1 protein-coding gene and 1 pseudogene are annotated in these 534 nt (G+C 44.8%); both read left to right on the top strand.

The annotated features are described in order from the left end of the window. Positions 1-342 (top strand): YcjX family protein (locus R7R78_RS29075; protein ID WP_225474959.1); only part of this gene is annotated, 342 nt, incomplete at its 5' end. After that, positions 339-534: pseudogene (locus R7R78_RS29070) on the top strand (TIGR01620 family protein); the annotation flags it as partial. The gene R7R78_RS29075 and the pseudogene R7R78_RS29070, both read left to right, overlap by 4 nt.

Below are 534 nucleotides of genomic sequence, written 5' to 3'. Positions count from 1 at the left end.
TCTCTACTGCAACAAATGGTGCACCCAGCATGGCAAACCGCTGCTTATGAGAACATTGAAATGAGTTGTATGAGCATTGCTTCCATCCAAGCGACCACTTCAGGGTTTATTACCTCAGGCGACAAAACCATTTCTGCGTTACAAGGGACGACCTTAAACGGTGAGGCAATGACGATGTTCCCAGGAGAGGTGCCGAAGAAGCTACCCAATGCTGCCTATTGGCAAAACAGTGGTTTCGACTTTACTTCCTTCCGTCCTATGCCGTCAGCAAGTGATGAACCGATGAAACACATACGTCTAGATAAAGCACTGGATTATCTGCTAGGAGACAAATTGAAATGAGTGAATTGAAGCAGAAACAAATTTTCTCTGACAAAGCACTAGAGAAAGAGCAGCAATCGGATTCACCAGAGTTAACGGCGCAAAAGACATTCAGTGAAAAAGAAACTTTTGTACCAGGAAAGATAGAAGAAGAGCGAATTGAAACCGAACAAGAACTGCAACTTGAACACGTGATTCGCCCTATGCCGGGCA

The organism is Vibrio sp. 2134-1, assembly GCF_033339495.1.
This window is presented reverse-complemented; position numbering and strand designations above follow the sequence as displayed.